Raw genomic sequence first — 9,021 nt, 5'->3', positions numbered from 1 at the left:
CCAGGACCTTCCCACAGGTAAGACAATTCATCACCATCCACATCGGCTGCGTCAGCGGACAAGGTGATGCTCGCGCCTTCAACAACTTGCGTGCTGTTTGCACTTGCCTGTGCCGTCGGCGCGTCATTGACGGCCTCAACATTGAGCATAAATGTAGTGCTCATAGCATCCGTTGGGTAGTTGTTATCGCTCACTTTCACCGTTACTTGCGTTTCACCACTGAAATCCGGATTAGGGGTAATATCTATGGTTGAACCGCTTTGGTGGCCATTTACTGTGGCTGTAAAGCCTTCACCGCTAACGGAAATGGTGTTAGAGACATTGTCATTATCCATATAGTCGACACGAATACCGCTCACCGTTTGCTCTTCCATCGTCGTTACATCGTCGATAGAGAACAAAGTGATATTCGATGGGAAACTAATCGTTTTGCTCATTGCCATCATAGGTTCACCTTCGATGTCAGCATTCACTGTTACATCAAAGTCTTGACCAATTGAGTTTGCATTTGAGCTGGCAACTATGTGTACTTTGAACGCGGTCACTTCCGGGCCATCGTAATCAAGGCACACAACCATGTCGTCTTTAAGATATTCATCAAGTAAGCCATAGTTGTCATCCCAAGGAACGATACTTTGGTTTGTCCAACCATAGAAGGGCGAACGCTGGTCCATTGGGCCGCGGAAGCCACGAATACCGGCAGAAGCAAATTCCATCACACCTAGACCGGCTTGGATACCCGTGCCGTTACCGTTCCAATCTTCAAAGTGCAGGTTGTCATAGGCGTAAATAACCTCATAGGCACCTGGGGAGTGGTCGTAGCCACGGGCAATAATTGCCTGGGCATCCACTCGCATATCATTGCCTTCGAGTGGTTCATACTCAAAATCAAGACCGCAACTGAAGTAATCACAGCCATTTTTACCTTGCATATGTTGCAGGTTGTCCCACTCAACGACTACGTGCGTACCTGAGCCCGTACCTGGGTCGACAAGTCGAGTAACCGTAATACCTGCGACCTCACTTTCGGGCAGGGCGTTACCCTCAGCATCGTTCACTTGGTAAGGTGCGCCCCACGCCATTTCTTTAGCCATCACAGGGTGGAAGCGGTTATACCAGAATGCCCCCATCAATTGCGCCGGACTGTTAAAGTTGTCAGCGGCAAAGCGGTAGCTCAATGTGACTGCGCCATCAAAGTCGATTGCACCGGTTGGGTGAATGTAGAGGCTATCTGACGCATTACCAAACTCATAGTTGTGAAACAGCGCAAATTGCTCGTCTTTTTCTTTATCGGTAAAGAGTGTCGAGAAGGGGATTTGCCATGCGCCGTCCAATGGAATAACCGGGGCGCTGGGCTCAGGTTGAATACCGTAAGAGAGCAGGTCGATATAGCCACCGTTTCCTACCGGCGTCTTACATGACTGATCGGTAATGGAGTCGGTGATATGGTACATGGACTTGCGGCCTTGGCTGTTGTTTTGCACGCCAGAGACCACAAAGCTATTGCCCTCAATCGCTACTTCGCCAGTGATGAAGCCATTGTTTGATAGATACACCTCATCCAGGGTCAAGCCCTCTGGCAACTCAGCACTGATATTGAAGGTACGGTCGCCGCCAGAAACATTCGGCAACACATCAAGTTCGAAGGCGATTTTATCACCGGCAATAGCCCGCGCTTTATCGCTATGGAAGCTGACCACATCATCACCGCGATTAACGTTGATCGATACTAAACCAAGGTTATCCGGGTTTTGGCTGTCCGAGCCCAGCTCAATGGCACCGTAATGGCGCTCACCTGTTTGCTGCTCAAAGTCGTTAAATTTAACGGTAATATCTGACAGTACGTCAGAGTCAGTCACGGCACTGACCGAGCCTTCGGCATTCTCAGCCTTGTTACCAAGCACCACGGCAGTTGCTACCTTGTGCGGGAACCAGGCATCTTCTTTGCCTTGCCAGTAGTAGCGATTCTGGTTGTTTTCTTCCCACACAACCCAGTATTTTCCTGCTTCCGGGTAAGGAATATTACAGAACTCGGTCACTTCGGTGTTTTTAACCGTAGACTTACAGATAACTTCATCGTCGTATTGAACCTGGTTGTCGCCATTAGCGTCGATACCGACGTAAATACTGATATTACCTTTGTCTGCGTTACGCTCGTCTTCAACCGTTGCCGGGCCAGAGCTGACATGCTCGGCGATAAAGCGCACCGCGTCTTCGGGTACATCCACCCAAGAAACGTGCAGCGTTTCACTGGACGTATCCTGTTTTGCTTGGAACATTTCAGAGCCATTGCCATTTGGCAGCTCTTTAAGCAATAGCTCTTCGATATTCGCTTGCACCGGCTCATACACAGTCACCTGTGGCGCCGTGGCTTTACCAAGTGGCTGGTTATCCAAACGGAAGGTGGGCGCATCCGTGTGCGAAGTAAATTCAACGATCTCAGGCAGCTTACCGCTGTCCAGAGACATTTCCACATTCAATTGCGACACAGGCACGGCAGGGTCTTGAGCAATTAACTGCACCTTACCAAATACCGTGGCACCACGGGCACTGTCGGTAATACTTTGAGCATTTTGCCAGCTGCCCGTGATCGACAAGCGCTGCGTCTCACCTTTTTTCAGGGTGAATTGTTTTGGCTCAACATCGACATGGACGCTGTATTCATCGGTAATCGTGCTGACATCCCAGGTGCCATCGACCGTTGCCGTGACTTCTCGGATCCAGTTGCAGCGATAGAAACAGCGTTCGTCCACCATATTAGGGGTGTTTAATGCACCTAAGTTACCACCACCATATGGGTTCGTAAGCTGATAGTGCTCAACCGGCACGTGCATGATGAGGCCGGCATTGATTGCTTTATCAACTTGCGCAATACCCGAGCCATGGAACCAAGGGTGAATGTTGTCATAGCGGCCCAACGCATTTTTTACATCATCGTTGGCGGTGAGCTGAATGGCTGACATCACCTCGGAAGGGGACCACTCGGGATGTGCTTGACGCACTAGCGTCATAGCCCCAGCAATATGCGGGCTGGCCATTGAAGTACCACTTTTAACGCCGTAATCTGCCGGTCCAATTGAGCCAATCGCAACCTGAGCACCATAAGTAAACGGTTGATCTGTGGTGTCTGCGGCAAGGATATCCGAACCCGGAGCGGCAATACCCGGCGCCGTAGCTTCACGGTATTGGGGCACCGCAGCATGACCGATAGAGCTGAACATAGACATGGCATCGACCATGTTTTCGTTATGCTTAATGGTGTTATTTGATTTAGGGATCGTTAAGCGATGATCCGTGCCTTCGCTCAACCAGGCGACAAATTCGTTAGCGTTGCTTAGAGGTGTCATGCCAAGTGGAATGTCGGTTTCCAAGGTATAGTGCATGTTGGCGTTCGATGACTCAGTGTTGTAAACAACTACAGCCGCAGCACCTGCGTCTTTAGCATGTTTTACTTTGTCGGCTAGGGCGCCATTTTCACTGCTGCTATCTGAGCGGGCGCAGAACACGATTTCACCATTGGTAAAGGTGTTGGTAAAGGGCTGTTCACAGAATTCGTTGCCATAATCCGAGGCCAGTACCACAGGGCCTGTAATGTCACTTAAGAATGTCCCGTAGATATCTGTACGCCAGCTGCGAGGAGGAGTAATGCCTCCCTCTAGGTTGATAGCGCGAGATGATTGGGCGATGGAAAACGAACGGCCCGTTTGTGTTGAGCCTACGGATAGTACCCAAGGAGAGACGTGCTGCACGGAGCCATAGGTTCCGGCGTTACCGGCAGAGGCCGACACGTTTATGCCCGCTTCATGAGCGGCTAAGAAGGCCAGCTCTACGTCGTCGTTGTGGGGATCCCAACCACCGGAGATCGAGTAGTTGATAACGTCTACGCCATCAATGATCGCTTGTTCAATTGCGGCAACCAGGGGTACGGTCGGACAGCCGATGTATTTATCCAAGGCACCGACCTGACCGGGTAAACAGGCCTGGTATGAAATAATGTTGGCATGAGGGGCCACACCGGATACCTGGTCCAACGTAATACCTGTCTCGATGCCCTGTGAGGTAGCAGCCAGAGCAGGCAGTTTATGTTTTACGTTATAGACAATATTCCCCGCCGCGGTACTTGCGGTGTGGGAGCCGTGGCCATTGAAGTCCAAGCCCACTTCAGGGCGAGTTTCACCGTAAGGCCCAGCTTCAGGGTCGCTGTACGCCGAGGTAATATCTGGGTGTGACCAAATACCGATAAGTTTGTCATTACACAGGTCTTCATAGCCGTCGATTTTACAATCGTGAAGGTAGTTGCCACTGCCCAGTGGGTTCATTACGGTATAGCCGTCATCGCCCGTGGCTTGGAACATAGGGTGTTCTGGATTAATACCCGTATCAACCACGCCAACGAGCATGCCTTCACCCTTTAGGCCCGTGCTCGAGCCATACTGAGTGTTCGCCCATGCTTCTTTTGTGCCAATGCGTCCGTGGCTGGTATCTGTCAGCAGATCATAGGTTTGTACCGCGCGTACACTGGCAACTTCTGGCAGCTTCGAAAGGCGCTCTGCATCGGCGGTGCTTAAGTGTGAGGCAATACCATTGATAGCAATTTGAAAACTATGCTCGACCGCGATATTGATACCGGTTTGGCGCTTAACGCTTGAAACGAAACTTGTTTGTTTTTGTTTCAACGAGTCAATGTAGTTCGCTACTTCAGGCTTAGCCAGTGGGTTTTGCTGGCGGGCGCCAAGCGTATTGGCTGCGAATAAAGCGGTTTGTGAGCCGTCTTGCTGAAGCTCTTTATGCAAGGCTGCCGGCGTATCGCGAAGGCGAATTAAATAAGTATGCGACGGGGCATCATCAGGCCCAGCAACAAATTTTTGTGGTGGCCGAATCATCACATTACGACCATTGCCCTGAAGCAGTGATGGCTCTTCAATATTGGCCTTTTGCGCTTCCATACGAGCTGCAATGGCTTGAGAGTTAAATTCGATTTTATCTACTTTTAATGCCGAATTTGGCGCTGAAGGCAAGGTAGTAGCACCAAGGCTCGCTACATACATTGCCGTTAAGGTAGCTAAAGCTGTTTTAGCAAACACCTTGTTATGACGTTTCATATTTCCATCCTGTTGATTAGAGGATTGTTCTAGTTGGTGGTGAATAAGCATTCACTTATAAGGGTTATAACAACTTGGTTTTCAGGAGGGTATTAGGGGAAACCCTAGTATGAAATGTACCGAATTTAGCCTCTTGACCCTGAATCCATGGGCGAGGTATTGTTTCTCGATTGTTTTATTTGTAGAAAAAATATTGAAGTTTGTTGCATTTTTTGTCATTGCACTGAGTGTTCAAAGTGCTTTTGCGAGTCTAAGTTTTCATCATGTTGGCATTGATCTGGGTTCAATAATCGATATTGAATTCGATAGCCAAGGAGTGATGTGGTTGGCCTCTCGTGAGGGGCTGTATCGTTATGATGGTAGTCGACTGCAGCATATTTCTTCTGAGGATGGCTTGTCCGACGATGATATACGCTCATTGACCGTTGATATGTCGGACAATATATGGATAGCCACGAACTCGGGTGGGCTCAATATCTTTGACCCAAAAACGGGCTCGGTGCAGCGCTTTAGGCAAACATCTTCGCCGAATTCTTTGTCCAATGACTCCGTTTATGATGTCGCCTTCGTTGGCAAGGACCGCGCCTGGGTGAGCACACAAAACGGCCTAAATCTTTTTGATATTCAAAGTGGTACGTTTACGCGGTATTTTCATAAAGCAACTGATCCTCAGAGTGTTTCCGCTAACTACGGTTATTCATTATTTGTCGATGATAGCCAAAGGGTATGGGTCGCGACCTTAGGCGGAGGGGTGTCTGTCTATAACCCCGAGCAGGATAACTTTGAACAAATCTGGTTGAGTCGTTACACCACATTTAAAAACAGTGATGGGGTGTTTGCAGTCAGACAATTGTCGTCAGAGCTGTTCCTATTCGCTACTCGTACCGGCTTGTATCGCTATCACTACGTCAATAAGCAACTAGAGCCGGTGACCCTGTCGTCTGAACCAGGACAAGAGCTTGGAACCGTGACCGACTTGGCGTTAGATGAGAGTAAAGTCTTTGTCTCGACACTCAATGACGGTGTCTTCGTCTATGATATTCAAACGGCTTCACTGAGCGCCGCTAATCCGAGCGAGTTGGGTTCCCGTCTGCAGACGCCCGCGGTGCCCATTTATAGTTTGGCCCTATACGAATCTCAGCTGTTTATAGCCACTTTAAGTAAAGGCCTGTACAGCTCAAGAATTAACTATAACGACCTTGATGCACGGCTAATGCGCACGGATGTGATGGGCGATCTGACCAATATCACCAGTGTGGATATTGTTGCCAATGGAGACCCTATATTCGGTAGCTTTGGTGCTGGCTTGATGGTAACCCAAGGCGATGAGTCATTGGTGAGAATGGACCAAGGAAGTGTTCAAGGGATATCCGCCTCTCGGTTCCAGCGTCTACGAGAGCAATACCCAGAGATAACCAAGGTTGGCATCCTGGCGGTCGAGTTTGATACCGAGCGAAATAGGCTTTATTTGGGCACCACGGTCGGGTTATGGGCTATCGATTTGAATACCGAGCAGTTGCTGAAAATTGCTCGCTATCGCCATACAGAGATTGGCTATGTGAATGCCTTACACATAGACGACAAGGGCGATGTCTGGTTTGGCAGTGGTGGTTTAGGCTTGATGCTTTGGTCGGGAAAATCTCAGCTCTTGATAGGCTTCAACGAGCATGAAATGCCTAACTCGGGACTCAGCGGCGACTATGTCACGACGCTGCAAAGAGATGGGCGCTATCTCTGGGTGGGTACCCGCTCCAATGGCCTCAGTCGCTGTGAGATAAAGCCCCTAAAATGTGAACACCTGGACTCACTCAGTGGCAGTGCATCACATTTTAATGTAACAGCAATCGCTAAGTTGAGTAATGGCAACATCATGTTTGCAACACGCGGTGGGGGAGTCTTTGAGCTAACCAATACGAGCTCAAGTACCAGCCTACACAAGGTCACCGAGGAGCAGGGCTTAAACTCAAACATTATTTTAGCCGTTGAGGAAGACAGTGATGGCAGTGTTTGGCTGGCCACCGCCAAGGGACTTTCACGGCTAAACCCAAGTCGTGATGATGTTGTCAATTATCCAATCGATGAGTTGGTAGGCACCCCCCAGTTTAATGCCCACGCCAGCGCTCAAAACGAGGATGCGCTTTTTTTCGGTGGGCTCGAGGGCGTGATACGAATTAACAAGCATACAAAAATGCCTGCAGACGTTGAACATTCGCTGCTTTTAAATGCAAAGGTGAAGCAAGAAGATAAGACGTTGAAGTTCACCACAGATAGTTCTTTGTCGGTGGGCCCAAGAAGCATCATCGAACTCGATTTTGCCTTGTTGGATTATGGCGTAGGCACGAAAGAATATGAGTATCGACTCAGTGCCCATGAAGCCTGGCAAGCCATTGGTGCAACCCAGCAATTCTTGCTGCATCATTTGTCTGCGGGAAGTTATCAAATCCAGGTTCGTAGCCGGGACTTCACCGGCCGATGGCAGTACAGCAAGCCCCTGCTTGTGAAGGTAAACCCACACTGGTGGCAAACACCCTGGTTCGTTGTAATCCTAGTCTGTGGGGCGCTTGTAACCATGTGGTGGTGGCACAAAATGCGCACCCAAAGGTTGCATCAGCGCAATCAGGATTTATTGCGTTTGCAAGCGTTAAAGCAGCAGGCAAAGGAGCAAGAAAGACAGCACATCTCCCGGGAGTTGCATGATGAAATAGGGCAAAACCTGACGGCGTGCAAACTCGGTCTGCAAATGCTTAACTTGCAACAGCAAAGCCCCGACTTGTGTGCTCAAGTCGCGGGCAGCGTGTCCTTGCTTGATAAAATTATCAGCCAAACCCGTGACTTAACCCAGTCCCTGCGACCCCCCATGCTTGATGAATTAGGGCTGTTTGCGGCCTTGGACAGATACTTTATAGAGCTACAAAAGCGAACCAACACACGGCTCTGTGTGTATTTACAGCCTGATCTGGAGTCAAGCATTAACCACCATGGTGAGCTGGCCTTCAGGGTGATTCAAGAGGCGGTGAATAATGCCTTAAAGCACGCCAATGCCAGTACCATAGAGGTGAGTGCGACACGGGTGCGAGAGCACCTGGTGCTGACGGTGGCCGATAATGGCGTCGGCATTGAGCTAAAAGACATTGAGCAATGCATTCGCAGCGGCAAGCATCTTGGCTTACTGGGGATGCGCGAGCGCTTATACCAGGTTAAAGGCGATTTAACTATCAACGCGGGGCGCCACCAAGGCTGTAAAATCAAAGCAAGGATCCCATTACAATGACAGCGATAGAAAGCTTGATCATGGCTGATGACCATGAATTGGTGCGCTCGGGTTTAAAGAGCTTGATTCAACAACAATTCCCAGATGTTCCCGTGCTAGAAACCGGGTCCGGTGATGGCGCGTTGGCGTTGATACTCGAACAGCAACCGGCATTAGCCCTGCTGGATGTAACCTTGCCAACGATGAATGGGTTGGATGTGGTCGCCAGTGCGCGAAAGGCGGGATTCAAGGGCAAAGTAATCATGCTCTCCATGCATCACTGGCCAAAGTATGTTGCCCGAGCCTGGCTTAACGGGGCCAACGGCTATGTGTTGAAAGACTCTGCCTTTGAAGAGTTGCTGGTGGCCATAAATACGGTGATGAAGCATGAGCGCTATTTATCAAAAGGCATTTGTGCCCAGGCCGTGGACGATGTTTTAGAGTACATGGATGCGGAGCAAGAAGAGCTGCTTACACCGCGGCAAAGGCAGGTATTGCAGCTGGTGGCGGAAGGGCACTCGTCCAAGTACATCGCCAGCGAACTCAATGTCAGTTTAAAAACCGTTGAGGCTCACCGCAGCTCAATTATGAACAGGCTAGGCATTCATGATCTTGCCGGCTTGATTAAAGCGGCGATCAGTTTAGGTCTAACCGAGCTGGATTAGTGAA

3 protein-coding genes are annotated in these 9,021 nt (G+C 49.7%); 2 read left to right on the top strand and 1 reads right to left on the bottom strand.

The genetic code is table 11. From position 1 onward, the window contains the following. Positions 1-5,102, bottom strand: a 5,102-nt coding sequence (locus tag C2M35_RS15895) for a S8 family serine peptidase (RefSeq protein WP_105264415.1), incomplete at its 3' end; no start/stop codon positions are given. 193 nt (positions 5,103-5,295) lie between these two features. Here C2M35_RS15895 and C2M35_RS00945 point away from each other — a divergent pair. Together C2M35_RS00945 and C2M35_RS00940 are read left to right on the top strand one after the other, a co-directional pair. Further along, positions 5,296-8,373: a ligand-binding sensor domain-containing protein gene (locus C2M35_RS00945; RefSeq protein WP_158677887.1), complete on the top strand. Its 3,078-nt coding sequence runs from the start codon at positions 5,296-5,298 to the stop codon at positions 8,371-8,373. Continuing rightward, complete coding sequence (locus tag C2M35_RS00940) at positions 8,370-9,017, top strand: response regulator (protein ID WP_105200622.1); 648 nt, start codon at positions 8,370-8,372, stop codon at positions 9,015-9,017. The genes C2M35_RS00945 and C2M35_RS00940 overlap by 4 nt, the downstream gene beginning before the upstream one ends. Positions 9,018-9,021 lie beyond the last annotated feature (4 nt).

It is taken from the genome of Pseudoalteromonas sp. T1lg76, assembly GCF_002964725.1.
Lineage (GTDB): Bacteria > Pseudomonadota > Gammaproteobacteria > Enterobacterales > Alteromonadaceae > Pseudoalteromonas.
Note: the sequence above shows the minus strand (reverse complement) of the source record. Positions and strands in the feature narration are given on the sequence as shown.